This is a genomic window from Cupriavidus sp. UME77, assembly GCF_014170355.1.
Classification (GTDB): domain Bacteria; phylum Pseudomonadota; class Gammaproteobacteria; order Burkholderiales; family Burkholderiaceae; genus Cupriavidus; species Cupriavidus basilensis.
On sequence record NZ_LZZU01000083.1, the window covers coordinates 1 to 26,445 of the forward strand.

General features: G+C 61.8%; 20 protein-coding genes, 2 tRNA genes and 2 rRNA genes. 8 read left to right on the forward strand and 16 right to left on the reverse strand.

What is annotated here, in order from left to right; genetic code table 11:
* The 4 genes from A9975_RS31425 to A9975_RS31440 form a co-directional block, all read right to left on the reverse strand.
* Window positions 1-1,162: ribosomal RNA gene (locus A9975_RS31425) — 23S ribosomal RNA — on the reverse strand; the annotation flags it as partial.
* Between the two features lie 315 nt (window positions 1,163-1,477).
* Window positions 1,478-1,553, reverse strand: a tRNA-Ala gene (locus A9975_RS31430).
* A gap of 48 nt (window positions 1,554-1,601) precedes the next feature.
* Window positions 1,602-1,678, reverse strand: a tRNA-Ile gene (locus tag A9975_RS31435).
* Between the two features lie 61 nt (window positions 1,679-1,739).
* Window positions 1,740-3,271 (reverse strand): 16S ribosomal RNA (locus A9975_RS31440).
* Between the two features lie 1,344 nt (window positions 3,272-4,615).
* Between A9975_RS31440 and A9975_RS31445 the strand changes: the two genes are divergently transcribed.
* Window positions 4,616-4,915, forward strand: a complete 300-nt coding sequence (locus tag A9975_RS31445) for a hypothetical protein (RefSeq protein ID WP_183036162.1) — start codon at window positions 4,616-4,618, stop codon at window positions 4,913-4,915.
* Window positions 4,916-5,089: 174 nt separating this feature from the next.
* The gene (locus A9975_RS31450; protein WP_183036163.1) at window positions 5,090-5,239 is read left to right on the forward strand and encodes a hypothetical protein; all 150 of its coding nucleotides are present in this window, start codon (window positions 5,090-5,092) and stop codon (window positions 5,237-5,239) included.
* A 556-nt stretch (window positions 5,240-5,795) separates the two neighbouring features.
* On the opposite strand, the gene dusA is transcribed toward A9975_RS31450, so the two are convergent.
* Window positions 5,796-6,773 (reverse strand): tRNA dihydrouridine(20/20a) synthase DusA, encoded by a 978-nt coding sequence (dusA, locus tag A9975_RS31455; protein WP_370565905.1) that lies wholly within the window; start codon window positions 6,771-6,773, stop codon window positions 5,796-5,798.
* A 173-nt stretch (window positions 6,774-6,946) separates the two neighbouring features.
* On the opposite strand from dusA, the gene A9975_RS31460 reads away from it, so the two are divergent.
* Together A9975_RS31460 and A9975_RS31465 are read left to right on the forward strand one after the other, a co-directional pair.
* A complete protein-coding gene (locus A9975_RS31460; protein WP_255504136.1) occupies window positions 6,947-7,153 on the forward strand; it encodes a hypothetical protein in 207 nt (68 codons plus the stop codon).
* A gap of 163 nt (window positions 7,154-7,316) precedes the next feature.
* Window positions 7,317-7,967 carry an SOS response-associated peptidase gene (locus A9975_RS31465; protein WP_183036175.1) on the forward strand — a complete coding sequence of 217 codons (651 nt, stop codon included), beginning with the start codon at window positions 7,317-7,319 and terminating at the stop codon, window positions 7,965-7,967.
* Window positions 7,968-8,533: 566 nt separating this feature from the next.
* On the opposite strand, the gene A9975_RS31470 is transcribed toward A9975_RS31465, so the two are convergent.
* The gene (locus A9975_RS31470; protein ID WP_183036165.1) at window positions 8,534-8,782 is read right to left on the reverse strand and encodes a hypothetical protein; all 249 of its coding nucleotides are present in this window, start codon (window positions 8,780-8,782) and stop codon (window positions 8,534-8,536) included.
* Window positions 8,783-9,324: 542 nt separating this feature from the next.
* Between A9975_RS31470 and A9975_RS31475 the strand changes: the two genes are divergently transcribed.
* Together A9975_RS31475 and A9975_RS31480 are read left to right on the forward strand one after the other, a co-directional pair.
* Window positions 9,325-10,224, forward strand: coding sequence for a LysR family transcriptional regulator (locus tag A9975_RS31475; RefSeq protein ID WP_183036166.1), 900 nt, complete (start codon window positions 9,325-9,327; stop codon window positions 10,222-10,224).
* 334 nt (window positions 10,225-10,558) lie between these two features.
* The gene (locus A9975_RS31480; protein ID WP_150992887.1) at window positions 10,559-11,056 is read left to right on the forward strand and encodes a thioesterase family protein; all 498 of its coding nucleotides are present in this window, start codon (window positions 10,559-10,561) and stop codon (window positions 11,054-11,056) included.
* Here the strand turns inward: A9975_RS31480 and A9975_RS31485 are convergent.
* The 3 genes from A9975_RS31485 to A9975_RS31495 all read right to left on the reverse strand — a co-directional run bounded on the left by A9975_RS31485 (window position 11,053) and on the right by A9975_RS31495 (window position 13,192).
* Window positions 11,053-12,501 (reverse strand): sensor histidine kinase, encoded by a 1,449-nt coding sequence (locus A9975_RS31485; protein WP_183036167.1) that lies wholly within the window; start codon window positions 12,499-12,501, stop codon window positions 11,053-11,055. The two genes, A9975_RS31480 and A9975_RS31485, sit on opposite strands and share 4 nt — an antisense overlap.
* Window positions 12,502-12,643: 142 nt before the next feature.
* The gene (locus A9975_RS31490; RefSeq protein ID WP_150992891.1) at window positions 12,644-12,865 is read right to left on the reverse strand and encodes a hypothetical protein; all 222 of its coding nucleotides are present in this window, start codon (window positions 12,863-12,865) and stop codon (window positions 12,644-12,646) included.
* A 105-nt stretch (window positions 12,866-12,970) separates the two neighbouring features.
* Entirely contained in the window at window positions 12,971-13,192 is a 222-nt protein-coding gene (locus tag A9975_RS31495) for a hypothetical protein (protein WP_183036168.1), read from the reverse strand.
* A gap of 571 nt (window positions 13,193-13,763) precedes the next feature.
* Here A9975_RS31495 and A9975_RS31500 point away from each other — a divergent pair.
* Window positions 13,764-14,051 carry a hypothetical protein gene (locus A9975_RS31500; protein WP_043347272.1) on the forward strand — a complete coding sequence of 96 codons (288 nt, stop codon included), beginning with the start codon at window positions 13,764-13,766 and terminating at the stop codon, window positions 14,049-14,051.
* Window positions 14,052-14,166: 115 nt separating this feature from the next.
* A complete protein-coding gene (locus A9975_RS31505) occupies window positions 14,167-14,937 on the forward strand; it encodes a protein phosphatase 2C domain-containing protein (protein ID WP_183036169.1) in 771 nt (256 codons plus the stop codon).
* 27 nt (window positions 14,938-14,964) lie between these two features.
* Here the strand turns inward: A9975_RS31505 and A9975_RS31510 are convergent, their stop codons facing one another.
* The 7 genes from A9975_RS31510 to A9975_RS31540 form a co-directional block, all read right to left on the reverse strand.
* On the reverse strand, window positions 14,965-16,272 hold the full coding sequence (locus A9975_RS31510; protein WP_183036170.1) for a sigma-54-dependent Fis family transcriptional regulator: 1,308 nt from the start codon (window positions 16,270-16,272) through the stop codon (window positions 14,965-14,967).
* A gap of 85 nt (window positions 16,273-16,357) precedes the next feature.
* Window positions 16,358-19,417, reverse strand: coding sequence for a peptidase domain-containing ABC transporter (locus A9975_RS31515; protein WP_183036171.1), 3,060 nt, complete (start codon window positions 19,415-19,417; stop codon window positions 16,358-16,360).
* Window positions 19,418-19,437: 20 nt separating this feature from the next.
* Window positions 19,438-20,190 carry a peptidylprolyl isomerase gene (locus A9975_RS31520; protein WP_183036172.1) on the reverse strand — a complete coding sequence of 251 codons (753 nt, stop codon included), beginning with the start codon at window positions 20,188-20,190 and terminating at the stop codon, window positions 19,438-19,440.
* Window positions 20,191-20,299: 109 nt separating this feature from the next.
* Complete coding sequence (locus A9975_RS31525) at window positions 20,300-21,682, reverse strand: HlyD family efflux transporter periplasmic adaptor subunit (RefSeq protein ID WP_183036173.1); 1,383 nt, start codon at window positions 21,680-21,682, stop codon at window positions 20,300-20,302.
* Complete coding sequence (locus A9975_RS31530) at window positions 21,651-24,257, reverse strand: FHA domain-containing protein (RefSeq protein ID WP_183036174.1); 2,607 nt, start codon at window positions 24,255-24,257, stop codon at window positions 21,651-21,653. The genes A9975_RS31525 and A9975_RS31530 overlap by 32 nt, the downstream gene beginning before the upstream one ends.
* Window positions 24,258-24,473: 216 nt before the next feature.
* On the reverse strand, window positions 24,474-25,877 hold the full coding sequence (locus tag A9975_RS31535) for an efflux transporter outer membrane subunit (RefSeq protein ID WP_183036176.1): 1,404 nt from the start codon (window positions 25,875-25,877) through the stop codon (window positions 24,474-24,476).
* Window positions 25,878-26,181: 304 nt separating this feature from the next.
* Window positions 26,182-26,445 (reverse strand): hypothetical protein (locus A9975_RS31540; RefSeq protein ID WP_370565903.1); only part of this gene is annotated, 264 nt, incomplete at its 5' end.

A 26,445-nucleotide genomic window follows, 5' to 3' on the forward strand; every position in this document is an offset into this window, starting at 1 on the left:
GCATCCGCAGCTTCGGTGACTGGCTTAGCCCCGTTACATCTTCCGCGCAGGACGACTCGATCAGTGAGCTATTACGCTTTCTTTAAAGGATGGCTGCTTCTAAGCCAACCTCCTGACTGTTTTAGCCTTCCCACTTCGTTTCCCACTTAGCCAATCTTAGGGACCTTAGCTGGCGGTCTGGGTTGTTTCCCTCTTGACACCGGACGTTAGCACCCGATGTCTGTCTCCCGTGATTGCACTCTTCGGTATTCGGAGTTTGCTATGGCGGGGTAATCAGCAATAGACCCCCCAACCATGACAGTGCTCTACCCCCGAAGGTGAGACACGAGGCACTACCTAAATAGTTTTCGGAGAGAACCAGCTATTTCCAGACTTGTTTAGCCTTTCACCCCTATCCACAGCTCATCCCCTAACTTTTCAACGTTAGTGGGTTCGGTCCTCCAGTACGTGTTACCGCACCTTCAACCTGGCCATGGATAGATCGTCTGGTTTCGGGTCTACACCCAGCGACTGAACGCCCTATTCGGACTCGCTTTCGCTACGCCTTCCCTAATCGGTTAAGCTTGCCACTGAATGTAAGTCGCTGACCCATTATACAAAAGGTACGCCGTCACCCGTTTCCAGGCTCCGACTGTTTGTATGCATGCGGTTTCAGGATCTATTTCACTCCCCTCCCGGGGTTCTTTTCGCCTTTCCCTCACGGTACTGGTTCACTATCGGTCGATCACGAGTATTTAGCCTTGGAGGATGGTCCCCCCATCTTCAGACAGGATTTCACGTGTCCCGCCCTACTTGTCGTACACCTAGTTCCACAACGCTGTTTTCGCATACAGGGCTATCACCTGCTATGGCCGGGCTTTCCATCCCGTTCTGCTAACAATGCTGCTAAAGAGTACAAGGCTCTTCCCATTTCGTTCGCCACTACTCTGGGAATCTCGGTTGATTTCTGTTCCTGCAGCTACTTAGATGTTTCAGTTCGCCGCGTTCGCTTCCCTGACCTATGTATTCAGTCAGGGATGACCCATAAGGGCCGGGTTTCCCCATTCGGACATCTCCGGATCAAAGCTTGTTTGCCAGCTCCCCGAAGCTTTTCGCAGGCTACCGCGTCCTTCATCGCCTGTGATCGCCAAGGCATCCACCACATGCACTTGTTCGCTTGACCCTATAACGAGTGTGTCTCAAACTTGCGTTCAAGCCGTGCTCGCTACAGGATGAGTTCTCGCATTTGTGCCGTATTCCAAGTCATCTTTCGATCACTTAAATACATTTTGGTTGATACAATCACAACCCGGTATCGTGTTTTTACTGCAGCGTCTCATCAACGCTCACGACACCTTTACTACATCCCATATTTTTAAAGAACAGCCGTGCGAAACTTCGTCTCGCAACGTCTTGGCCAAGGCCAAAGGCAAACGCTCAATCCTAAGCGCTTGCCTTTGACGACCAATCCAAGGTGCACAGTGAAGTGCGAGGTAATTGGTGGAGGATGACGGGATCGAACCGACGACCCCCTGCTTGCAAAGCAGGTGCTCTCCCAGCTGAGCTAATCCCCCAAATACTACTAGCGCCGGAAGCTCAACATCGAACCACCGTCTATAACTTGGTGGGTCTGGTAGGACTTGAACCTACGACCCCCGCCTTATCAAGACGGTGCTCTAACCACCTGAGCTACAGACCCTTGGCTGTAACAGCAAACAAACCGATAAGTGTGAACGCTCGACTTGAGATGCACGCTCTTGAAAGGAGGTGATCCAGCCGCACCTTCCGATACGGCTACCTTGTTACGACTTCACCCCAGTCATGAACCCTGCCGTGGTAATCGCCCTCCTTGCGGTTAGGCTAACTACTTCTGGCAAAACCCACTCCCATGGTGTGACGGGCGGTGTGTACAAGACCCGGGAACGTATTCACCGCGGCATGCTGATCCGCGATTACTAGCGATTCCAGCTTCACGTAGTCGAGTTGCAGACTACGATCCGGACTACGATGCGTTTTCTGGGATTAGCTCCCCCTCGCGGGTTGGCAACCCTCTGTACGCACCATTGTATGACGTGTGAAGCCCTACCCATAAGGGCCATGAGGACTTGACGTCATCCCCACCTTCCTCCGGTTTGTCACCGGCAGTCTCTCTAGAGTGCTCTTGCGTAGCAACTAAAGACAAGGGTTGCGCTCGTTGCGGGACTTAACCCAACATCTCACGACACGAGCTGACGACAGCCATGCAGCACCTGTGTCCACTTTCCCTTTCGGGCACCTGATGCATCTCTGCTTCGTTAGTGGCATGTCAAGGGTAGGTAAGGTTTTTCGCGTTGCATCGAATTAATCCACATCATCCACCGCTTGTGCGGGTCCCCGTCAATTCCTTTGAGTTTTAATCTTGCGACCGTACTCCCCAGGCGGTCAACTTCACGCGTTAGCTACGTTACTGAAGAAATGAATCCCCAACAACTAGTTGACATCGTTTAGGGCGTGGACTACCAGGGTATCTAATCCTGTTTGCTCCCCACGCTTTCGTGCATGAGCGTCAGTGACGTCCCAGGGGGCTGCCTTCGCCATCGGTATTCCTCCACATCTCTACGCATTTCACTGCTACACGTGGAATTCTACCCCCCTCTGACATACTCTAGCCTTGCAGTCACAAGCGCCATTCCCAAGTTGAGCTCGGGGATTTCACGCCTGTCTTACAAAACCGCCTGCGCACGCTTTACGCCCAGTAATTCCGATTAACGCTCGCACCCTACGTATTACCGCGGCTGCTGGCACGTAGTTAGCCGGTGCTTATTCTTCCGGTACCGTCATCCCCCCGCCGTATTAGGGCAAGGGATTTCTTTCCGGACAAAAGTGCTTTACAACCCGAAGGCCTTCTTCACACACGCGGCATTGCTGGATCAGGGTTGCCCCCATTGTCCAAAATTCCCCACTGCTGCCTCCCGTAGGAGTCTGGGCCGTGTCTCAGTCCCAGTGTGGCTGATCGTCCTCTCAGACCAGCTACTGATCGTCGCCTTGGTGGGCCTTTACCCCACCAACTAGCTAATCAGACATCGGCCGCTCCTATCGCGCGAGGCCTTACGGTCCCCCGCTTTCACCCTCAGGTCGTATGCGGTATTAGCTAATCTTTCGACTAGTTATCCCCCACGACAGGGCACGTTCCGATGTATTACTCACCCGTTCGCCACTCGCCACCAGGATTGCTCCCGTGCTGCCGTTCGACTTGCATGTGTAAGGCATGCCGCCAGCGTTCAATCTGAGCCAGGATCAAACTCTTCAGTTTAATACCTGTGTGATCCTTGCGGATCTCGCTCTTTCGAGCGGTCGCTCACTCTCAGAAAACTGACTGGTTACGTCCGAAGACATAACCAACATGTTTTACTGTGCGAGCACTTTATAACTTGTAAGCTAAAAGACCGAAGTCTTCCGCATCCGCTATCAAGCGCCCACACTTATCGGTTGTTTGTTTGTTAAAGAACTTGCCACGGTTCGCTTTGCTTACCGCGTCGCTGCGTTTGCTGCAGCAGAGAAACGAGATTATGAAGCGTGATCATCGTTTCGTCAACAGGTTTTTTCCTTCAGCTCGCCGCGCCGTTCGCGCCGCCAACCACCCCTGCCGACCCCGCAACCCTTGTCCCGTCTGCTTTGCAGCGGTGTTTCGTGTTGCGAGGGGGCGAATCATAGGGGACCCCCTCGGCCTTGGCAAGCGTTTTCTTGAGCGAATTTCTCGAGATGAATAAAGTTGATCATGAGTAACATGCAAGATCAACTCCGCTCGTATGCCTGCGCTAGCAAAGCAATGTCGAGCTTACGCATCTCGAACATCGCCTCCATGACCCGAGCCGACTTGCCTACATCCTTGCCCTGCAGCAGCAGGCCGAGGATCGATGGAGCGATCCATCAGGACACGCCAAACTTGGCCTTGAGCAAACCGCCTATCCTCCGCACCAGCGGACAGTTACTCCCACAGGGCGCCCACCTCCGATTCCGACTTGCGACTCATAACTCACAAACAATGAGATGGCGGGGATGACGCAGCCCCCATCGCGCAGCTCACACGAGTTCACTCAAGTCGTCTATTCGCGGTTGCGGCGGGCCTTGTGCCGCTCGCAGCAGAGGCACCCGAACGCCAGCAAGGCACCCAGCACAAGCACGCCAATGGCTAAGCCCTTGGCGGCACACCCCCCTGCAGAACACTCCCCATCCAGATCACACTTTCCCACAGCCATCTCCTCAAACCCGTGCCAGGAAGATCTGACGGTTCCATGCTAGATCACGTCGAAGGAAGAACAAAGCACCTCCCGTCACCTCCCGCGAGCCGTAACTTGCCAGCGCATGGAGTCTTGGCGGCCTCCCCGCCTCAAGGGGCCACAGCCGGCTTGCCACTGCAGGCCGCGGCATCTAACGCAGAACGTCTTCCGCAATGGCGCCCTCGCAGCAAAACCGCAAACAATGGCACACGCCGCCAAGGACACTGCCCGCCGCCTCGACTCGACTTAATTCTGACTTAGAAAAGTCTCAGTTGGTTTAGGTGCAGTTTGCGCTATTTTCACAAACATTCTTGACATGCGCCAAGCGCCCTATCCGGCCCACCGTGGGGCTCACAATCCAAGTGGAAAAAACAGCGATGCGGTCCTTCAGCACCAAACTCACCCTCAAGCTAGCCGCCACGCTTTGCCTGGTCGTCCTCCTGTTCGGAAGTGCGTACGGGCTCTTTGGCCCGCATGGCGGAAGCGAAGTCTCGCAGGCTGCGAATGCCGGCAACCCCAATACCGTGCTTTCCTTGCTGATGCATATCCTTGCTCCGATTGCTGCGATCCCCGCCCTGATCGGTATGTGGTCGCAGCGATTCCCCGCACTGGGTGGACTGGTCCTCGCCTGCCCGGCCATTGCGACGTTGCTGCTGCACCGCTTTGTCATCGGGTAAGCCAGACGTCCAATACTTGCAAGGTAGCGCCCCTCCCCCTGCTTCTTTCCGCCCAATTTGCACGCGGGAGCTCGCCGGCGCCGGTTTGCGTGGATTGCCTCCATACAGGAACCAAACCCGGTGGCAGATACCCAATAGGGAATGCCGATTCCTCGGCAACATCGGGAAAGAACCATGAAGCAAATGTTGTGGGGGCTGCTGGCGGGCTGCGCGCTACTGGCACTACTTGTCGGCTGTGCCAGCCAAAGCGCCGAAGGCCGGGAGTCAAGCATCACCGCATATGGCACCGTTGATGTCGGCATCTCACGCACCAGCGAAAAGTAGCGCTCGGTACCTGCCAAGGCAGCCACTCGATGGCGAGCGATAACAGGCAGAAACAGGTAAAAAAAGAACCCGCAACGCGGGTTCTTAAATTTGCGATCTCAATTGCCCTGAAGGCCCTGGTAATCTAGCTGTCATTTTCCGTTCGTACCATCCGGGTAAACCGAAGTCGACCATACAGTCGCAGTCACCACTATAAAAAAAAGCCCGCACTAGGCGGGCTGAACAATCAGTTGAAGAAAGCCCTGTATTCGAGGGCAAGCACAGTGTAAGAACTTGCGGCTTCGCGACTAATTAGGGGAATCCCTTTGCCATGGCGGGAAACCGGCCCGCCGCGACCATCAAGTGCGCGTCACAGCCCCCCCCGCGGCTCCTGGGCATAAAAAGAATATTCGAAGTTAGAGGAAATACTCCAGCCGACACCACAACGAGCGCTCAGCATCCATTATGCTCGGGGCGTACAAATGCGATCTATTCGCAATCAGGACTGCTTGCTGGCCGCGCGCGAGAGTACACCCAGATAATCCGGACTCGACCCGCCAGCTCTAGCGGAGCTTGCTCAAGCAGCCTCGAGGGATGGCGCACCACCCTGCAGCAGATGCGCCCGCGCTTCTTCAAACATGGCGTCGACGGCTGCGCGTGTGCGCACTGCGTGCATGCGGCGCGCATCCGACAAAACCCGCCGCCAGCCGCGGCCACCATGGATACCACGATGCAGGCCCAGCATATGGCGCGTCACCGCGCCCATATAGCCGCCCTTCTCGACCAAATCCCCGATATAGCGCTGCATCGCCAGTTCAACGTCCAGCCGTGACGGCACCGGGGTCTGCGCAACGTAGAAACGCCTGTCCATTTCCGCCAGCACGTAGGGCTGATGATAGGCCTCGCGTCCAATCATGACGCCATCCACATGCGCCAGGTGCTCGTCCATCTCGTCGTGCGTGACGATGCCGCCATTGATCAGGATCTCGAGATGCGGGAATTCCTGCTTGAGTTGGTAAGCCACTTCGTAACGCAGCGGCGGGATCTCGCGATTTTCCTTCGGACTCAATCCCTTCAGGATCGCATTGCGCGCATGCACGATAAAAGTCTCGCACCCCGCATCGGCCACGGTGCCGACGAAGTCGCGAACAAAGTCATAATGCTCGATCGTGTCAATGCCGATGCGATGCTTGACGGTCACGGGAATCGATACCGCGTCGCGCATCGCCTTCACGCAATCCGCCACCAGTTCCGGCTCCGCCATCAGGCAAGCGCCGAATGCACCGCGCTGTACCCGCTCGGAAGGGCAGCCGCAGTTCAGATTAACCTCCACGTAGCCCCATTGCTCGCCCAGTTTCGCCGCGGCGGCCAGGTCAGCAGGCTCACTGCCGCCAAGTTGCAGGGCCACCGGTTGCTCAGCGGCGTCGAAGTCGAGATGTCGAGCCACGTCGCCATGAAGCAGCGCCCCGGTGGTCACCATCTCCGTGTACAGCCAAGTATGGCGGCTCAGTTGCCGGTGAAACATGCGGCAATGGCGATCAGTCCAATCCATCATCGGTGCAACCGATATTCTGCGACCCGTTGATTTTGCTGGGATTCCGCCTCCAGCTTCGGTTTGCGGGGGATTCTGAACGTGTACCATGACCTGCCGTTACCGCCTCTTTAGGCTCATTTTGAGCTTGGATGTTTCAATGTAGCACCGAAGAAAACCATGTTGCACCGGAAACCATGGGCAACATTCTTCAGCGCGAACGCAAGGACGAGAGTATAGGTTACGCCGCCGTGATCCGCCTGAAGCAAGGCGGCAAGGTGGTGCTTACCGAAACCAAGACGTTTGATCGCCGCCAGGCCGCCGCGACCTGGATGGAAAACGCCTGCGCGAACTGGCGCAGCCCGGCGCGCTGGAAGCCGCGCAGCGGGATGCCCCACTGCTGAGCGCCGTGATCGACCGCCACATCAGAGATGTCTCGCAAGGACTTCGCAGAACCTGAAGCGCTACACGCACCTACGGCGCTTTGTGGGCTGGAAGTGGCTCGACGTGATCGCGCTCGCGGCGGTGGCACAATCGTGGTTCGCGAACGCCCATAGTTGGTCACCCATGTGCACAAACTACGCCCCGGTGCAGCGCCAGCTGCTGCGCGATGTCTTCGGCGTCGAGCCGCCACCCTTCGACTACCCACCAGAGACCTGGCCGGACTATGCCGCACCGATCGTCGTGGTCGCCGGCAACGGCGAGCGCCAGGCGCTGGTTGGCACGTTTGGCATGGTGCCGAAGACCCGGATCCCGCCAGGCGTGGCCAGGTTCGACACCACCAATGCGCGATCGGAGACGGTCGGCGAGAAGCGGTCGTTTTCTGGCCCCTGGAAGAAGGGCCAGTTCTGCCTGGTGCCGGCCACCAGCCTCTACGAGCCGAACTACGAGAGCGGGCCAAAGTCGGTGCGCTGGCGGATCTGGCTGAAGGGCGAGCCAGAGTTCGCCATCGCGGGTCTGTGGCGCGCGTGGCCGGGCGACGCCGGCGCCGAGGTGCTCAGCTTCACCATGCTGACCATCAACTCCGACAAGCACCCCCTTATGAACCGCTTCCACGCCCCGGGCAAAGAGAAACGCATGATCGTGATCGTGCCGCGAGCAGAATGGAATGACTGGCTGACTTGCCGGGAGCCGGAGCGGGCGCGCAGTTTCATGCGGCCCTACCCACCCGAACTGATGGATGCTGAGCCGGCGCCGCGGGCGAAGGCTGCCGGGTAGCGCCCCATACAGGCAGGATGGAAATTGACCGGTTGAATCCGCAGCCATGAGCGGCCATTCGGCGATCAGTTCGATACGCTGGATGAACTACATGGGAGGCACTTCGCATGAATAATAATGCCGTGTGCCCGCTGGTGGTGCGCGATGTCACCAATGCGATTCGAGCGGCAGCATGAGGCAACAGCTACTCCCTTTTAATCCACGGAAGTACTCGACTGCCTTGGCGAGGACTTCCCTCGCTTGCCGCTCACGTTTTCTGGCTTGATAAGTGCCCGAACTGCGAGATGCTAGTCGTCACAGTCAACGCTGATTTGATCAATCTCGCGTTTCGCAACTCGATATGCATCATCGATCGCGATCTCTTCCGAGGCCGCAGGCTCCCGAGTGTTTTGCCTGTGTCCGTGCCCACGGATGACATACGACCAGTCCCACCGATTGCTCGCGACCTCTCTCGTCTGGATGGAGATATCCCGACCTCTGTACTTGAAGTCCATATATGCCTCCCCGGATTTCGGAAGACCGTAGCACGCAGTGTGGTTGACCCTGATGGTGATACGGTGCGCGAATCAGTGAGCGCCTGGGTTCGCCCGGCCTTCGTCTATCAGCTTCTCGGCATAGTCGCGCGCATGCTGCCACGCCTCGCCTTCGGAAAAATACTGACCAGGCACGGGTTCGTGCTCGAAGATCTTGACCGAGCTGCCGTCGGCGGCCTTTGCACAGATCGTCACCTCGCCATGCCAGGGCCCGCCGGTTGGGGATGCCGCGGATGCCTCGTACCAGTGATCTTTGTAGTACGTGAAGCCTTGGAGATCCATAGCTTTCTCCAGTTGTTCAATAGGATCGTAGCATGGCCCAAGGACCCTGAGCGCAGACTTTCGGCGCCCGACGTTCCGCCAACTGCAGCGGGAATGAAGACATGATCTAGCGCAATGGCATGCGAGTAGAAAGGCCTACGATTTAAGAAAGCAAAGGGGCCATACGCCAGAAGCCCCTGCACGCGGAGCTTGCGCACATGGAAGGAGCACTGAGACCGGAAAACTGAAAGTGACAAACGGACCACATTGACCCCGCGTATGGCAATGCGTTTGTCTGCGCAAGCGCTGCTTTGGGATGCAACGCGTTTGCGACTGTGTCTAGCGGCCAGGATACCGCACCGCCAGACGCCCAGACCCTTGCCTCTGGCCTCAGTGCGGCTGGCAGTATTGCCCGGCGGCCACGGAGAATAAAGCAACATAAATTGATGGCTTCACAAACCTTTCTAATGGTACGTGTTGGCACATGACGCGCACACGTGAAGTGCGGTGAGATTCGGCGCCGTATGACACCCGTGGTACTGCGGTCAATGAACAGGCGGCGAATGAAAAAGCAACTTAAGTCGGACCAGCTTCGAACCTTCCTTGCTGTCGCACAGCAACGCAACTTCACACGAGCCGCACACATGCTGCATTTGACGCAGGCCGCCGTCAGCATGCAGATCCGGCAGTTGGAGTTGGATATCGAAGCGCCGCTATTCGTGCGGAGTCCACGCCTGCTTACCTTGACGCCGGCAGGGGAAACGCTGCAAGTCTATGCGGAGCGAATCCAGGAGCTTCACGAGCAAACGTGGCAGGCATTGTCGTGCGCGACCTACGAACGATCGCTGCGCATCGGCACGCCAGACGCCTATGCCAGCTTGGTACTGCCTGCGGCGCTGCGTGCCTTCACGCTTCAGTTTCCGACTGTCCAGGTGGAGGTAGTCTGCTTGCCAACGATCGAGCTTGGGCGAAGGTTGGAGAGCGGCTCGCTGGACCTCGCCATAGGTACGTGTTGCCCTCAATTTCCAGGGCCGCCTATTTATTCCGAGGAGCTTGTCTGGGTCGTGGCTTCGTCGGCAACTAAGCTGGCCGCCGAGCGGCCCCTCCCATTAGCCATGTTCGAGGTGGCCTCGGCCCCTCGGGCGCATGTTGTGCATGCGTTGGAGTCGGCATCGATCCCCTATCGTTGCGTGTACTCCAGTCCGGATACGATGGGAATCCTCACCTGTGCGCAGGCAGGCAACGCCATCGCCGCCGTACCCAAGCAATCAGTGGGCGGAAAACTCCGGATCATTGGGCTTCAGGAGGGACTGCCGGACCTTGCGCCACTGGAAATCACCATAGCCAACGGCAGGACACCGAATGGACCGGAGAAGCGAGCATTGATGGATCTACTCACTGCACCCTCCATTTGTCGGTTGGACTCGATGACGAGCTCCTACGCGGGGGCTTCGCGCGTGTAAGTGCCCCTTCGATGAAAGGGACTGCGCCGTTTCAAAGAACCAGCGAGACGCAATCACGCAATCACGCAATCACGCAATGGCGATGGGCAGGTGCCCGGAGTTCATCCTCTTACAGCTTCAAAGCTAGGTTTTTCGGGCGTCCGGCGGCAGCCTCGATCCCTGCCATTACGCCCATCCCAGTGCATTCCCCCAACGCGCGCCCGCCCGCCCGCGCAACAACACCCCTCGTTCACGTCACCCAGCGTGGCAAAGCAGACAGAATGCGGTGTGCCCCACCCGTTCGGGGGGGCGTGCGTGGCTGCCGCCAGCAGTCATTCCTAGCCAGGAGCTTTCAATGTTGATGCGAGACGCAATCCCCCATGTGCTTAGCCGCGGTAGCGACATGTTCACGCGAGACATACAGGAGACGCCCCCGCAAAAGACGTTCCATCATGCAATCGATATCTATCTCAAGGATTCCAACGCCTTCATGAATACTTACTTTGCGCGCTATTTCGAGTGGCAGGGTGTCTGCCGGGAACGCTGGTTCCACGAATGCATTCATGACAACCTGCTGGCTGCCGGAGGCGTGTTCGTGACCAAGCGCGCGCATCAGGAGTACGTGGAAGAGACCTTCCCGTTCCAGAAGGTGGACTGCTACCTGAATACCTTCCAGGTGAAGCAGTGCTCGGCTTACCTGCTGTTCCGCTTTTGCGTCGGGGGGCGCCCGGTGTCGCTCGGCTACCAGCAGATCGTGTTCGCCGGCAGGGACAAGCGCATCATGCGCTTCCCGAAGGAGATCGTGGAGCGCGTCAAGGAGTATGAATTGAAGTTGCCTGCCTTCGCTAGCTAAACGGACCCCGCCCCGCTGGCCGGCACCTGGCCGGCGGGGCGGGCATGCATGGCACTGCCTTTTCCCGTGTGCGCGTCCGGCAGGCGCAGCGTGAAGGTGGTGCGGACGCCGCGCACGGATTCGCATTGGATGCGGCCATCGAAAGCCTCGACCACACGGCGGCAAAAGGCCAGCCCCATGCCGGCGCCACTGCCGTGGGCCTTGGTGGAGAAGAAGGGATCGAAGATCCGTGGCAGGACTTCCGGCGCGATGCCGGGGCCGGTATCGCTGAAGCGAAGCAGCCAGCAGCCGCGTTCTTGCACCACGCCGATCTCGATGCGGCCGTCGCCGCTCGCGCGCATGGCCTGCAGTGCGTTCTTGAGCAGGTTGAACAGCACGTAGACCAGCAGCGTATCGGAGCCCCGGAAGCACCAGGCCGGGTCAATCGGGCCTACCGCCACACGTTCGCGCTCCCCCGCCAGGAAAGGATAGCGTTCGAGAGCGGACCCCACGCAGTGCTGCAGGGATTGCGCGGTGAAGCTATGGCGGTCCAGCCGTTCCAGCGTGACGGAGGCAAGCGCCATGTCGATCACGGTGTGGGTGCCATCGATCTCCCGCTGAATGGAGGCGACCAGGCCGGCTGCCCGGTCCAGTTGCCCGGGCCGCATGCGGTCCTTGCACAAGCCGTGCGCCACCGCCAGTTGATAGCCAGCCAGCAGATCGGGCCACGCTCGGCCGATTTCGTCGGCCTGCAGGCGGATCGTGGTCAAGGGAGTGCGCACCTCGTGCGCCACGGTAGCCGCCAGCGAGAAGGGGTGCATCAAGTCGTAGCGCACAATGGTCACCGCAAGAATGCCCAGGCTGACGCCGATAAAGATTACCCCCGGCGGATAAAAGGCACAACCGTAGTTGGCCGCGTAGTCGACCGCTGCCAGCGAGTAGAGGCACAGGCTCACCAGGCACAGATCCAGACGCTTGCGCTTCTCGCCCGTGGCGTTGCGGCGCGCGGCCAGCAGCAGCCAGCCGCTGCGGCAGGCAAGCAGCACCGTCTGCGCCACATGCAGCGGATGCAACCGCCCGGCCTTGGGGTACTCACCGAAGAAATAGGTATAGACGCCGGACACCACCTCACCGCCAGTCAGCACCATCACCGCCAGCACCAGGGACAGTCCGTAGGAAACCAGCAGCAGCGGCCGCTCGGTGCGGCACTCGGTGACCTCGGTCACGAAGTGATAGAAACAGGTCGGCAGGAAGATGATGAACAGATAGCCCACCTTGGCGAGCAGCAGCGCCACATCCGGCTGCTCAGCCTGGAACAGGAAGGCCCAGGTTCCCTGCCATGCAAAGGTCGTCACGCACAGCAGAAAGAAGGACGTGGAAATGCGCGTGACGCCCTTGGTGACCAGCACGTACAAGCCGAATCCCAGAAAAATGGCGGAGACGAAGGCTGGCAGGATGGCGTACATGGGGTTCCGGAGGGGCCGGTCGGCGCGCCCGGACGGGCGTCAGGCTGACCGGCAGCCGCCATTTTAAGTCGCGGCAAGCGCACCTGTGCAAAGTCCGGCTAATGACAGCCCTGCACGATATTGAAGGCCGGGGCCTGCCCGGCTAGTTCACCTGCCCGGCGTCGATGGTCCGCATGGCCGAGGCTTCCGCCAGGGCGATCGCGGCTTCCGCCGTGCCGGCCACGCCAGCCTCTTCCTCGAATGAAGGCTGCGGCGCGTCACCGAAGGCGTCGGAAATGATAACCGTCGCCGTATAGCCGCCACCAGCCAGCGCTGCCGCGCGTACCACCACGGCATAGCCGCCGTACTCGAATCGTCGTTCCATCGCGCGGCTCCTCGTCACTGGGGATGAAGCCATGATAGATGGACACGCCGCCGCGTGGCCAGGAGAAGGCATTGCGCCCGCATGCGGCTTGGCGCGGGTCAAGCATCAGCCCACCCTGAGCGCTGGCGGGAATACGCACCAGCACCCATCGGCATGGCGGAAGAAGAACATCGACAACTGGCCCGACGGGCGGGCCACATCCACTCGGATACAGCCGCTGCGGCAAGCCCGCGAACTGCGCACGCGGGTGATCCGCGCGGGCGCCGCCAAGTTCGATCCAAGCCATTTGTCGATCAGCCCACGCAGGGATATCTTGGCGGTTTGCATTATCAGTCTCCTTGACTTGCCTTGTTGAAGCGACCCACTGTTTGCTGGCTGCAGGCATTGCCTGCTGGTTGCCACACCATCCGCATCAACCGTGCCACCCGCCGCAGTCCCTGGCAGATCAAGGGATTGCGGGGCTTTCAACCGGCCGGGCAGGAGATAAGCGTCTGCGGCCAGCCAACAGCCTGATGCCAATAGTGTTGGCGGCCTGCCATCAGAGAGGTCCTCGATACCGTGGAAGCTATGACGGTGCGGATGCGATGGCCGTCGCAGTGGGCAACCGCGCGACTTCGCGCAAGACGGCGGCCGGGCGGCGAGCCCGAGTCAAATCGGTGGGCTTCCCCCACCATACCCGTGGAGGATGTTGGCGTTGCGCCAACGCTTACGGCCCCGCCGTGAAGTCCGAGATTGGCCCGGCGTCGCCAACGAGGAGGGGAAACACAGAAAATTCAAGCACTTACGGCGCCGCATCGGGCCAGCCACATCACTGGCATGCGCTTTGCTCTGTAGAAACATGGCAAGTAGCCACGGACCGCAACACAGCCCCTACCCATCCCACGCACCGGAGACCATCATGGCGGCGCTCACCATCAAAGACCTCTACACCAACCGCACGCTGGACGGCCAGGCCATGGCGGCCATCCGGGGCGGCGGCGCGCCCTGGGTATTCGGCTGGATCCAGCCCTATTCCCCGCCCCGGCAAAGTGTTGGGCCTGTCGTCAACTTTTACGAGATCAACAACAGCTTCTATGCTGATCAGATGGTTAACCAGTTCCAGAACATCGACGTTCGCAATACGGCGCCCGGCGCGAACATCAATGTGCAAGCGGGACAAGGGGCAAGGAACGACGGCCGGATGTAACCCGGTTCGCGCACAGCCCGCACGGTCCGGCCATGCGCCGCCCGCCACGCCAATGCCGCCCAGGCACTGGCGTGGCATTGTGGCGTCCTAGCTCGCCCGAACACCGGAGATGATCGTGACCTGTGCATCGCAATTCCGCTGGACTTCAGCCGCTCGCACCGATGTCGGCCTGGTACGGGAGCGCAATGAGGATGCCTGCCTCGCCCAGCCGGAGCGAGGGCTCTGGGCGGTGGCGGACGGCATGGGCGGCCACGCGGTTGGCGACTATGCCAGCAATCTGGTCGTGGAGACGCTGTCCCGGCTAGCCCTGCCGCACAGCCTCGAAAGCTTGCTCGACGGGGCCCGTATCGCCTTGCAGGAAGTCAATCGCGAACTGCTGGAGGAAGCCGCGCGCCGGCAGGTCCGGCGCATTGGCAGCACGGTGGTGGTGCTGATGGCGTGCGAACGCTTCTGTGGCTGCCTGTGGGCAGGCGACAGCCGCATCTACCTGTACCGGGACGCGCACCTGACCCAGTTGACCCGGGACCACAGCCGCGTGGAAGAACTCAAGGCGCGCGGCCTGATCACCGCGGAAGAAGCCGTGCATCACCCTGCGCACAACACCATCACCCGCGCGGTCGGCGCGAATACGGCACTGGAACTGGACCAGACCTGGGTGGAAATCGCGGATGCCGATATGTTCCTGCTCTGCAGCGACGGCCTGAGCAATGAACTGCGGGACCCGGAGATCGCCAGCGTGCTGGCCTGCGGCGATTGCGAACTGGCGGCGCAGGCACTGGTGACCGCGGCGCTGGGCCGCGGCGGCCACGACAACATTTCGGCGGTGGTGGCGCGCGCGGAGGATCTCTACGCCTCGGACAAGACCATGGTGAACCCAGCGCTGTAGCGCTGGCGCACGGCTCACCGCCCCCTCCTACCGCGCCTTGCCGCCCTGCGCCGCGCCCTGGTTGCGAAAATCCTTGGAATGGATACCGTGTTTCTTCAGCAGCATCTGCAGGTGCGAGCGATTCATGTCGAAGCGCCTGGCCAGCTCCGCCACCGTGCCGCCGACCTCCTGCAATCCCCGCTCGAGAAAAGCGCGTTCAGCTTCATCGCTGGCGGCGCGCTTTGCTTCGCTGAGCGAAGTGGCCGTGGACGCATCCACCACGAGCGGTGCCATGGCGCCGCTGGCGACAGGCGCCGCAGCCGATGGCTTGGGCCGCAGGTCCTGCGGAAGATGCTCGAGATCGGCCGTGTCGCCGGCGAGGCAGGAGGTCCGGTACATCAGGTTGCGCAACTCGCGGATGTTGCCCGGATAGGCGTAATTCATCAGGAAGTCGCGCAGGCGCGGGGTCAGCTTGATGGGGCGGCGCTTTAGCGCGCCGGCAGCCTCGTCGCCGAAATAAGCCACCAGCAAGGCGATCTCGTCGCGCCGCTCGCGCAGCGGCGGCAGGGTGACGTGGATCACACTGAGGCGGTAGAACAAGTCTTCGCGAAACTTGCCCTCCTCACTCAGGCGCCGCAAGTCCCGGTTGGTGGCTGCTACGATGCGCGTATCGACCGAAATCGTCTCGTCGGAGCCGACCCGCTGGATCTCGTGCGACTCCAGCACGCGCAGCAGCTTGACCTGCCCGGTGAGAGGCAATTCGCCAATCTCATCGAGGAAGATGGTGCCGGTGTGCGCGCTCTCGAACTTGCCGCGGCGATCGTTGGCGGCGCCCGTGAAGGCGCCCTTCTTGTGGCCGAACAACTCCGACTCCAGCAGGTTCTCAGGGATGGCCCCGCAGTTCACCGAGATATAGGGCTTGTCCGTCCTGGAGCCGTTGGCATGGATCACCTTGGCCATCAGCTCCTTGCCCGTGCCGCTCTCGCCATCGATCAGCACCGGCAGATCGGTGGGCGCGGCCTTCTCGGCGATCTCCAGCGCCTCCAGCAGCTTGGGATTGTCGCCGAAGGTGCCCTCAAAGATAAAGCTGCGTTCGAGCAACGCCTGGCGGCGCTCGCGTGGCGCCAGGTCGGCCGGCACAGGCTCCGCCACGGCCGCCTGCACAAAGCGCTCCTTGTGCGATAGCTGCATCACCTCATCGCGCAGCGTGGTGGCCTGCTTGAGCAGCTTCTCGATCTCCGTGCGCTCGAGCTTGGAGGCCCAGCGCAACGTTGAACGCAGGATCTCGATCTTCTCGATCAGCCCGGCGTAGGAGATGGCCGACCCGACGGAGCCACCCTGGTTGAATAGCTTCATGTCGCGCTCCCCCATGCATCGCGATACGGCAGAGATGCCAGATACGCCATTGCTGCCCGGCGGCGCCGGGGCCGTGCAAAAGCGCTCACTCCGAGCTCAGCTGCTTCTGCACCAGCTGGTAGTACATGCCCTTGCGCTCCAGCAGTTCCTCATGCCGCCCTTGCTCGACGATGGCCCCTTCGTACAGCACCAGGATCTTGTCCGCGCGCATGATGGTGCTCAGGCGGTGCGCGATGATCACGGCCGTGCGGCCCTGCAGGATCTCCTGCATGTTGCCAAGGATATTGCTCTCCGATTGCGTGTCCAGCGCAGAGGTTGCCTCGTCGAAGACCAGCAGGCGCGGATCGTGATAAAGCGCGCGGGCAATGCACAGGCGCTGGATCTGCCCGCCGGACAAACCCACGCCGCGCTCGCCCACCACCTGCTCGTACCCCAGCGGCAGCTTGCTGATGAAAGCGTGGGCATCGGCCATCTTGGCGACTTCCTCGATATGGCGGCGATCGGGGCTGTCGTCGCCGCAGGCGATGTTCTCGGCGATGGTGCCCGAGAACAGCAGGTTGCTCTGCATCACGTAGCCGATCTGCGCGCGGTAATACTCTTTGTCGATCACGCCGAGGTCGTAGCCGTCCACGGTGATCTTGCCTTCCGTGGGCACGTAGAACCCCACCAGCATCTTGGCCAGCGTGGTCTTGCCCGATCCGCTGCGCCCCACGATGGCCAGCAACTCGCCGGGCTTGATGCTGAAGCTGATGTTCTCCAGCACGTAGGGCGTCTCGGCGCCGCCGTAGCGGAAATAGACGCCTTCCAGGTTGATCTCGCCTTGCAGGTCCGGCAGCATCACGCGCGACGCCAGATCCTGCGGCTTTTGCTCCGGATCAAGGTCCAGCACGTCGCCCAGGCGCTCCATCGCAACGCCAGCATCGTTGAGCTGGCCCCACAATGCCACCAGCCCCATCAACGGCGCCAGCACGCTGCCCATGAAGGCGTTGAACGCAATGAGCTGGCCAACGGTCAGCTCGCGCTGCAGCACCAGGTTGGCACCCACCCATAGCACCGCGATGGTGGTCGCGGCATTGAGCAACTGGCTGGCCAGCCCAACCAGGATATGGAACGCCTGCGCCCTGTACTGGACCTCCAGCGCCTTGGCGTACTTCTTCTCCCACTTCAGGCGCACCGGTCGCTCGATTCCCATGCCCTTGACCGTCTCCACCCCGCCCAGCGCCTCCATCAGGTAGGACCGCGCATCGGTCGTGGTGGTGAACACCTCGCGTGCGAAAGCCTTGACCTTTGGCGTTGCCACGATCGTCAGGATCGCGATCGGGATCACGAAGGCGATCAGCACCAGCGTCATCTTGACGTTGTAGAGGAACATGATGGTGAAGTAGATAAACACCATCAGCAGGTTGAGGGCCGTCGTGACCGTGGACTCGGTCAGGAAAGCGCGGATGGTCTGGTTCTCCTGGAAGCGGGCGAAGATGTCGCCCGTCTTGCGCTTGGCAAAGAAGGAAAATGGCAGCGACAAGGTGTGCTTGAAGAAGTGCGACATCATGGCGAAGTCCATATTGCGGACCATGAAATTGGCGAGATACGCCCGCACCGAACTCATCAGTTGCGAAAACACGCTGGAAACGATCAACCCAAGTATCAGCAGGTTCAGCAGGCCCATGTTCTGGTGCACAACCACCCCGTCAAGGATGTTCTGGATGATCAGGGGCGGCACCACGCCCAGCACCTGGATCACGAAGGTCGCCATGAACAGGTGCGCAAGGATCCGTTTGTACGGCGCCAGGTAGCCGATGAAGCGCAGCCAGGGCGAGCGTGCCACCGCCAGTTGCGCCATGCTTTCGCCGGAGGTGAAAAGCAGGCAGGTGCCGCTCCACCCGCGCTCGAACTCCTCCACGCCCATCTTGCGAAAGCCGAGGGCCGGGTCGGCCACCCACACCCAGCGCTTCGATACGCCGTAGACCACCACGTAGTGGTAGCCCTCCCAGTGCACGATGAACGGCAGCTCGAAACCCAGCAAGGAATCATGCGTGCACTGCACGCCGCGCGTGGTAAAGCCGAGCGACTCGCCGGCGCGGGCCAGGCTGTCCAGCGTGGCGCCCTGCGTGGTCACGTTGGCCAGCTCGCGCAGCTTGCCGAGCGTCATGGGGATGCCGTGATGGCGGCAGATCATCGCCAGGCAGGCGGCGCCGCAATCCATCTCCTCGGCTTGCTCGACCAGGGCGAAGCGGCGGATAACGCGTTCGCCAAACTCCGGCTTCGAGCGCAGATCGAGCATCACCGGATGCTTGCGCCGCTCGGCCATCTTCTTTTGCCGGTGCAGCTCCCGGTCGATAAAGCGGATACGTTCTTCCAGCACCTCGCGCAGCTTGGGATTGCGCTCCAGGATCAGCTGCACGGTCTTTTCCGGAATCACCAGCAGCCGCGCATCCGTGCCGGCGATGGCCGACGCAATCTGCTCCTGGCGCATCACGCAGGCGCGCTCGCCAAAGATGTCGCCCTGGCGCAAGGTCGCCAATGGATACTCGACGCCCTCCTCTGTCCGCACAATGCGCACTTCGCCCTGGCGCACCACGTACAGGCGGCGATCTTCCCGCGCATCCTGCTTCAGGATTTCCTTGCCGGCGGACACGCGCTTCACCCCCACGCTGCGCACGGCCTCCTCCAGCTCACTCTTGTCGAGCTTGCCGCGCAGGTCGAACAAGCGGGCGACAAAGCCGCCGGCCGAACTGATCGCCACATAGCTGGCGACAAAAGCCATCGCCGCCGGGTTTTGCGCAATCATGGGCTCGGTCACGCTGCGCGGAATAAAGAGCAGCTCGGTCTTGGCGGACGAGCGCACCGAGGATTCATGCCGGTACTCGCGCAGCATGGCAATGTCGGCAAACACCTCGCGCGCCTTTCGCACGCCGAGGCTGACTTCCTTGCCATTGTCTTCGTTGAAGATGCGCACGGACCCCGACTTGATGATGAAGAGCCCGTCTGCCGCCTCGCCCGCATTGCAGATGGTCTCGCCAAAGCCGTACGAAAGCGCCTGCGCATGCTCCGCCAGCCGCTCCATTTCCTCGCGCGAGAACGGCGAGAGTATTTCTACGCCAGCCAGGAAGTCGGCGAGCGGATGCAGTTCGGGGCTGGCTTCCATATCCGTCTGGGCCCTCGCGGCTAGCGCGCTTCGATGACGTGTTCCTGCGCCCTGGCCATCAGCCAGTCTTCACGCAGGAGCCGGCGCACCTCCGCCGCCACCTCGGCATCGAGCGTGGCAGGATGCTTGGCGCTCACCATGAAGATCTCGAAGAAGGAGCGGTCCTGTGACGGAAACGGGCCAAGCAGGTCGCCGGTGGCGGCGTTGAACACCTTGGCTTCGATATCCGTCTTCAGCGAGCCGCGCAGGACCTTGCCGATCGCGCCGCCCTGCTCCTTCGTGTCCGCGATGGAGTGTTCGCGCGCCATCTCGGCAAAGCTGTCGGGATCGTCCCGCAGGTAGGAGATCAGCTCCTTTGCCTTGCCCTCGGCGTCCACCACGATATGGCTCACCTCGATGCTGTCGAACTTCGGCGAGTGCAGCTTGAAGTAGGCTTCGACCGCCTTGTCGCTGGCCACCTCGGCAAACATCTTTTCCTGGTAGAGGCTATCGGTCACGAACGCCTCGAACTCGTCCAGGCTCACACCGAGCACATCGAGGTAGTGGTTCATCTCCGTCGCGCGGTGCAAGCCCTGCACGCGCCGGAACTGATCGGCGCGTTCCTGGATCTCCTCCGGCGACACGGTGATGCCCTGCTTCTTCGCCGCATGCACCGTAAGCTTGTCCCTGACGATCTGCTCGATCAGCCCTTCGAATTGTCCCGTGAGCTTCAGGACCCGGATGAATTCCTCGACCCCGATGACTTCATCGTCGACCCGCACAATCGCTGTCATCTCGTCAGCTCCTTGATTGTTTCCCATTCGCCAAAATCCGCCTGCACGCGAGTGCGGGCCGCCGATGCGTCTCCAACCACCTTCCAGGCGTTGCCGCTACCCGCTGGCTTCAGCCCGCCACCTGCCGGAACGGATCCAGCCCCAGGTCGATCAGGCGCCGCTCGCGCACCACGATTTCCGCCGTGGCGGTCATGCCGTAGCGCAGCGGGTATTTGTTGTCCGCCACCGTGTAGTAGTCTTGCGCCAGCCGGACGCGCCCCTCGTACACCGGCTGCTTGTTCGGCCCCGACAGCTTGGTCGCTGGCGAGATGTACTCGAGCGTGCCGGCAATCAAGCCATAGCGCTGGTAAGGAAAGGCGTTGAATTTCAGCTTGACGGGCAAGCCCTCGCGCAGGAAGGCACGATCGCGCTCGGCAATCTCGATCTTGAGCACGGGGCGTGCGTTCTTGGGCGCGATGCCGCCCAATGGCGCATTGGCCAGGACCTTGTCACCGCGCTGGGTGGAGCTGACATCGGTGATCACGCCCGCCACGGGCGCCAGGATCAGCAGGAAGTTGTCCTTGTCGATATTCTCGAAACGGATGCGCGCCGCGGCCTCGGCAACCAGCCGCGCGGTCTGCACCTGCAGGCGCAGCTTGTCTTCCGTATTGGCTATCTCGCGCAGCGCGGCGTCGTACTGGATGCGCAGGTTGGTCAGCTCCTGGCTGCTGCCTTCGAGCTGCACGGTGGCCTGGTTGAATTCCTGGCTCAGCTTGGAATCCAGCTCGGCCAGGCGCGACTGGGCAATCTGCAGCGCGTTCTCCGCCTCAACAGCCGCAATCCGCTTGCTCTCCACCTGTGACAGCGAGACCCCGCCACCGCCCGGCAGCGCAAACAGGCGGGCATAGCGATCCTGCTCCTGGCGCGCGAATTCACGCGTCCGACGCGCGCTGTCCAGGTTGCTGCGTGCCTGCTGCAACTGTGCCCGCTGTTGTTCCGCGAGCCGGGTCGTGCCCTCCGCCGTACGATTCTCGTGCAGGCGCTCCGCCACATCGATCTGCTGCTTCAACGCTGCCGCCTTGCGCTCCATCAACAGCTTCTTGTCGGGAAACTGCTTCCACTCGCGCTCGGAATCCTGCAGCTTGAGCTGCGCCTCCAGCGCATTGGTGGCAGCCTCGATCGCGCCACGCGCATTGAGCCGCGCCAGCACGTCGTCCTTGTTCACCGGCTGGCCCTCGGCCACATAGAGATCCGCCAGTTCCCCGTCCACCGGCGCATAGAACCGCCGCACTTCGGACTCCGGGGCGAGGGTGCCGTCCGCGGACACGATCACATCCGCGTGGCCCACGAACGACCAGACCAGCGCGCAGACGACCAGCGACACCATGACCAGCACGGAGATCTGCATCAGCTTCCAGGGCTCCGCGCTGAGAATGGCGATGCCCTCAGCGCTGTGGTCCTCAAGCGCCTCGGACAGCGGCTTAAGGCGATTGTCTCGGCTGTCGTCCTTCATCACCCTCCCCTCCAATCAATGCCAGCTTGGACTTGAGCAGCGCCGGGCTCAGCACCATGCGCAATTCCTGCAGGGAACGCCGCTGCAGGTCCGTCTCCGAATCGATATCCTCCCGGACCTGGCTCCATTGCGCCGTATCGCCAACCTTCAACTGCGCGTAGATGCGCATGCCCTGGCGCGCTTGCGCGCTGGCATTGGACAGCAGGCGTGCCTGCGCGCGGAACTTGGCGGAGATGTCGGACTCCAGCCGCTGCTCGCCGCCGATGGCGCCATCGCGGCGATACTGGCGCCACGACGCGAGCGCGGCGTTCATCAGTTCCTGCGCACGCCGGATCGCCGCATCGTGTATCGCCGCCACATCGGGCTCGACCGCCTTCAGGAAGTAGGCATCCTCGGCAGGATCGAGCATGGCGTAGAACGACAGCAAGGCGTCCTCATAGCCCTTGCCGCCGCGCGCCTTCTGCAGCTCGGCGAACTGGGCGGCGACGGCCTGCTTGCGCGCAAGGTCCTTGGCTGCGGCCTCGGCCCACGGCCCCGTCTTTATCGCTTGCAGCCCGGCGAACGCCTTGGCGCTGTCCCCCGCGCGCCAGGCATTGGCCACCTCGGCGTACTGCCGCACCAGTTCCGGCGCCGGCAGGCGGCTGGCTGCCAATTCGCGAAAGCGCGCCTGGAAGGGCGGCGTGGAAAAGCTGGCCTTGGCCATCTGGGCCATCAGCGGGCCAAGCGTGGCTGCGCGCGCCGCGCCGTCCAGCGCAATGTACTGCCGCAGGTCTTCCTTGATGCGATCCATGCCGGCGAGCCTTGGATACTTCTCAGCGTAGTCCGCCAGCACGGCCTGCAGCGCTTCAGGATGGTCGCTCGCCAACCCGGTGGCCAGCGACGCGTTCAAGCGATCGATGGCGGCCAGATAGACCGAGTCGTCGCTCTGCAGCTTGCGCACATAACTGAGTGCATCGGCATAGGGCTCCCTGAATTGCGGCACATAGGCGGCAATGCGGTCCAGCGCGCGCTGGTGCGCGGGCGTGTCGTCATTCCAGTGCTTGAGCAGCGCACGCATGCTGGCCTCATCGGTGAAGATGCGGATCGGCGCATCCACGCCGCCCCGGCCGGCCACGAAGCGATTCAGCCGGCCGATCCAGTCGAGTTCATCGAGCACGCCGCGCGCGTCGGCATTGTGCGCGCCGAGCGTCTTCATGCGCGCCAGCGCCGTTTCGGCGCCATTGAAGTCGCGCGCCTGCAGCTTGCCAATCCATCCCGGCACCTGGTCGCGCAGCAGCGCCTCGGTACCCATCGCGCGGAACTGTGCATTATCCGGGTGGCGCTCCAGATACGCGTCGGCCACGGCAGCGGCGCGGGCATAGTCGCCGCCGGCCATCAAGGACCTCATCTCGCGCTCGGGCGCGCTGCGCAAGTACAGGAAGAGCAGCAACGCCACGACCGCTATGGCGACGCCACCGCCCCAGCGCGCCGCGCGCTTCAGGCCAGCGCGCTCCGAAGCGCCAAAGCTGCTGCCTAGCCTGCCCATGACAAGCGCGAACTTGCCCTGCGCGCGCGGCGTGTCCGTCGCCCCCCCATCGCCTTCCGGCTGGGGCAATGCCTCCTGATTGACCTCATCCTCCTGCTGCGCGGCATAGTCGACGCAGAAAATATCCAGGAAGGAGCCCGGCGCGGCAACAAACGTGGTCTTGTCGGGATCATGCGCCGGCGTGGCGGGTGCTGGCGCCGCGGCGGGTGCCGGTGCCGGTGCCGGTGCCGGTGCCACCTGGGCCAAGACAGGAGCCGCCTGGTCCTGGGCAGGCGCTTCGGCGGCATCGGGCGGCGGCAGGATCGCACTGGTAAGGGTTGCGTCGGCGGCGGCCCCGTTGCATATGCCAACCCGATAGACAAAATGATTGCCTCCGAACGCAAGAAGGTCTCTCTCGCCCAGTGCGACCGCGTGCTCATCAACCCGCTTGCCGTTGACGAAGGTCCCGTTGGTACTACCGAGGTCTTCGACAAATGGATCGTTCCCTTTCAGGAAGATGTGCGCATGGCGGCGCGAGACATAGTTGACCTGGTGCGGATACCTCTCCTTGTAACGGGAGAAAGCCGCATCCGCCTTGCTGATCAGGAAGGGAAAGCCAGCCACCTCGATCGGCTGCAGCCCAAGATCGTCGCGCTCGGGCACGAGCGTCAGCACCATCGGCGCCGGGCTTGCCACCCGGACCGGCGCGCGCGCGCGTAGCCGCACCAGGTAGGACAGCGCAGCGCCGAAGCGCAGTTCATCGCCGTCGCGCAGCCTGGCCGGCTGCTGTGCCACGGCCGCGCCATTGACGGTGGTGCCATTCTTGCTGCCCAGGTCAGCGATATACGCCGCGCCATGCTCGGAGAAGATGCGCGCATGACGGCGCGAGAGCACCGCGGCCACATCGGGCGGGTATGCCGCGAAAGGCGCTTCCGCGCGGCCCACGGCGAACAGGCTCTCGTCGATGCGGATTTCGCCGAGCTCAGGGTTGGAGATGGGCTCGAGCACGATATCGAACGCCTGCCCCACCTTCGCCCGCATCTCGACAATCAGAGCTTCGTCTGGAGCCATGTTTCGATACCACCAACAGCGCGTGCCACGACGCGTGCGCCGGCGGCAAGCCATGTTTCATGGCGACGGCGCGAGCCGGTGCGGCCCGCTGCGTCGTGAACGTGTTGACTAAGGACATAGTAGGCCACGCTTGCCCGTAGTCAAACGTCCGCCGGTGGCCTGCTTCGCGCCTTGCCGGGCGTGCCCGGCTTCTCGTGCGCAACGGGTTGCAGCCTCCTACTTCGAGACCTGCTGCGACGTCTCTTTCGGCGCGTTGCTCACCTCGGTGCTTGGCCACCCGCCCCCAAGTGCCTTGTAGAGGGTGACAGTGTCGGCCAGGATCTGTTGGTGGTTGGCCAACAATTCCTGCTGCGCGCTCAGCAGCGATCGCTCGGTCTCGAATACATCGAGCTGGGACACCACGCCTTCCTTCAGCTGGGCCTCGATCTGCGCCGACACCACGCGCAATTGCGCAACCTCCTGCTGCAGTTCCACGCGCTGCTTCTTGTGCGCGTCGACATTGACCAGCGCGTTCTCCACTTCCTCGAATGCCGTAATCACGGTGCGGCCGTATTCGCTCTCGGCGACCTTGGTCTGCGCCTCGCTGGTCTTCACCCGGGCACGCACGCCAGGGTCCAGCATGGGCAGATTGATGCTCGGCATGAAGCCGAAGGTGAAGGACTTCAACAGGTCACTCAGCGCAAAACTCGCCGTGCCTCCATGGGCAGTCAGGCTGACGCTGGGCAGCTGCGCCAAGCGCGCCTGGCCGACCAGGTTGACGGACTCGAGCACGCGATACTCCGCCGCCACGATGTCAGGGCGCCGCGAGAGCAATTGCGACGGCAGCCCCGCCGGCACCGCCGGCAGCTGCACGCGCTCCTGCAGTCGCCCGGCCGGCACTTTGAACACACCGGCCGGCACGCCCACCAGCGTGGCCAGCGCGTTCTCGGAGATGTCGCGCGAGCGGCGCAATTCCAGCAGGTTCTTGGTGAGCCGGTTGATCTCGGCCTGCTGCTGCATCACGCGGATCTTCGGGATCAGGCCGTTCTGGAACATGGCCTGGTAGGTGGTGAGAATCTGCTTGTTCCTCGCTAGCGTCTTGCTCTGCTGATCGATCTGTTCGTCGAACTGCAGTATCTGGAAGTAGGTGGTGGACACATCCGAGACCAGGGTGAGGTAGCCGGCACGCCAATCCGCTTCGGTTGCGTTGAATTCGGCGGTCTGGGCCTGCACACCCTTCTCCACCTTGCCCCAGATATCGATGTCCCAGTTGACCTGGGTGCCGAGGTTATAGGTCTTGACGAGCGACGTGCCCGTGCTCTTCTCGAAGCTTGCCCCTGCCCCCACGTCAAAGACGGGCAGCGCGCCAGCCTTGACCTCGGCAATCTGCGCGCCCGCCACCTTGATGCGTGCGGCCAGCACCTTGATGTCGTAGTTCCCCGCAATCGCCTTGTCGACCAGTCCGTCGAGGTACGGATCCCGGAACGCCTGCCACCAGTTCGGCACGATCGTTTCCGCCGGCGAAACCGTGATCGATCCCTGGCGTGCCCAGTCCGGCTTGGCCGGCGTTTCGGGCCGCTGGTACACCGGCGGGCGAAAGTCGGCGCAAGCGGCCAGCACCAGCAGGCAGGCGCCTGCCATCAGGCATCGCCGCAACGCGGCGCGCGCGCCATGCACGATGAACGGGGTGGAATGGTCTGGCACGATCGCCTCCTGCGAGCGTCGGCGGGCCGAAGAAGCCACGGTGGGCACCCGCCCCCCGTCAGCCACATCGCCAGCGCCAGTTGCGCCGGGTCAGTCACGGCCCGGATGCAAAGGAGCCGCGCCATCAACACGCCATGCATGCATTGTGTATCCGCTAGCGGCGCGATCCAACCTGTAAATTGAGGCCCTGCGGCAAGAAAGGGGCCGCCCTGCCCGGCACGCCGGGAGGGCGGCGGTGGCTTCAGCGATAGATGTTGTTGCTGGCGTTCTGGGTCGACGTCACGTGGGACTTGATGTCGTCGGCAAAGGCCGTGTTGTTGCCGTTCATGTTCACAACGTTTTGCGTCTGGCCGATCAGCTGCGAAGCATTGAAGTTCGAGTCGATCTTGGTCAGGCTGAAGACAGGCATGAAGGGCACGAAGCCGCCGCGCACGGCGCGCATGGCGCGGGCGTCGAGTTCTTCGGTGACGGACAGGTCCTTGATGGCGAGGATGGTAGTCATGGC

Bases quoted from the DNA above. Each gene is read 5' to 3' on its own strand.
- A9975_RS31510 (WP_183036170.1), bottom strand. From the start codon at position 16,272: ATGAAGCTATTCAACCAGGGTGGCTCCGTCGGGTCGGCCATCTCCTAC.
- A9975_RS31525 (WP_183036173.1), bottom strand. From the start codon at position 21,682: ATGAAGGACGACAGCCGAGACAATCGCCTTAAGCCGCTGTCCGAGGCG.
- A9975_RS31500 (WP_043347272.1), top strand. From the start codon at position 13,764: ATGGCGGCGCTCACCATCAAAGACCTCTACACCAACCGCACGCTGGAC.
- A9975_RS31485 (WP_183036167.1), bottom strand. From the start codon at position 12,501: ATGTACGCCATCCTGCCAGCCTTCGTCTCCGCCATTTTTCTGGGATTC.
- dusA (WP_370565905.1), bottom strand. From the start codon at position 6,773: ATGATGGATTGGACTGATCGCCATTGCCGCATGTTTCACCGGCAACTG.
- A9975_RS31460 (WP_255504136.1), top strand. From the start codon at position 6,947: ATGGGCAACATTCTTCAGCGCGAACGCAAGGACGAGAGTATAGGTTAC.
- A9975_RS31480 (WP_150992887.1), top strand. From the start codon at position 10,559: ATGTTGATGCGAGACGCAATCCCCCATGTGCTTAGCCGCGGTAGCGAC.
- A9975_RS31475 (WP_183036166.1), top strand. From the start codon at position 9,325: ATGAAAAAGCAACTTAAGTCGGACCAGCTTCGAACCTTCCTTGCTGTC.
- A9975_RS31465 (WP_183036175.1), top strand. From the start codon at position 7,317: ATGTGCACAAACTACGCCCCGGTGCAGCGCCAGCTGCTGCGCGATGTC.
- A9975_RS31515 (WP_183036171.1), bottom strand. From the start codon at position 19,417: ATGGAAGCCAGCCCCGAACTGCATCCGCTCGCCGACTTCCTGGCTGGC.
- A9975_RS31530 (WP_183036174.1), bottom strand. From the start codon at position 24,257: ATGGCTCCAGACGAAGCTCTGATTGTCGAGATGCGGGCGAAGGTGGGG.
- A9975_RS31490 (WP_150992891.1), bottom strand. From the start codon at position 12,865: ATGGAACGACGATTCGAGTACGGCGGCTATGCCGTGGTGGTACGCGCG.
- A9975_RS31445 (WP_183036162.1), top strand. From the start codon at position 4,616: ATGCGGTCCTTCAGCACCAAACTCACCCTCAAGCTAGCCGCCACGCTT.
- A9975_RS31450 (WP_183036163.1), top strand. From the start codon at position 5,090: ATGAAGCAAATGTTGTGGGGGCTGCTGGCGGGCTGCGCGCTACTGGCA.
- A9975_RS31520 (WP_183036172.1), bottom strand. From the start codon at position 20,190: ATGACAGCGATTGTGCGGGTCGACGATGAAGTCATCGGGGTCGAGGAA.
- A9975_RS31470 (WP_183036165.1), bottom strand. From the start codon at position 8,782: ATGGATCTCCAAGGCTTCACGTACTACAAAGATCACTGGTACGAGGCA.
- A9975_RS31495 (WP_183036168.1), bottom strand. From the start codon at position 13,192: ATGCAAACCGCCAAGATATCCCTGCGTGGGCTGATCGACAAATGGCTT.
- A9975_RS31535 (WP_183036176.1), bottom strand. From the start codon at position 25,877: ATGGCAGGCGCCTGCCTGCTGGTGCTGGCCGCTTGCGCCGACTTTCGC.